The 806-nt window shown below is 47.1% G+C and carries 1 protein-coding gene; it reads right to left on the bottom strand.

Annotation, left to right across the window (positions count from 1 at the left end; all coding sequences use genetic code 11):
• Window positions 1-806: hypothetical protein (locus tag HUK38_RS14630; protein ID WP_202985583.1), on the bottom strand; the 806-nt coding region annotated here is incomplete at both ends.

The following is an 806-nucleotide window of genomic DNA, read 5'->3' as shown; positions in this document are numbered from 1 at the left end:
GCGGTGAATCGTGCGTTCGGATAAATACTCGGTAATTTCCGGCCGCGTGTAATACGCGCCAAACGCCTTTTGGTTAATATACTTTTCAAAAATATAACCCAACACATCGGGATTGATTTCATTATCCTGCCCGCCCGGTGTATCATCCAAATGCCACGAATAACTGCCAAATAACTTAAATAAATTGGCAAAGGCTTGATCGGGAATACGAATTGACGCGCCGTATTGCAACTCCAGCGAATGCTGTAAAAATAACCCGCCATTCAAAAACACAATATCGCCAATGAGCGCCTGCGTCGCCGCGCTGCGTTCATAGGCCGGTTTCGCAAACCCTTCAAAAAACAACGCCTGCAAAAACTCACTGTAAAATAAATCCTGACCGCGCTGCTGACTCGCCGCCAATTGATCCAGCAAATACCGACTATTGCCCTTGTCTAATAATAATTTGCATTGCAAAAACCAAATAAACATCAACCGATTCATTAACACCGACGCCAACCAGCGCCGCTCGCGTTCGTTCGGAATGCCATCAATCAGTTCGACAAACTGCAACCGTTGTTGATTAAACTCTTTGAAAAACTTCTTAGTAACTTTTTCAATATCCAGCGCCGCCGTCAGGCGCTCCACTAATTGACTGAGCGGAAACTCCCCCTGCGCATCCAATTCGTTAATATCCACCACCATCCGCGACAATTTGGATAAAAACAAATCGCCCGGCTGCCCGCTCATATAAGAATGTTCACGCGCAATTTGCCGCAATTGATCGCGCCGCAGCCATAACCACATGCTCTGCGTCGGCCGCGCAA

The sequence above is a fragment of the Thiospirillum jenense genome, assembly GCF_014145225.1.
Taxonomy (GTDB): domain Bacteria; phylum Pseudomonadota; class Gammaproteobacteria; order Chromatiales; family Chromatiaceae; genus Thiospirillum; species Thiospirillum jenense.
Note: the sequence above shows the minus strand (reverse complement) of the source record. Positions and strands in the feature narration are given on the sequence as shown.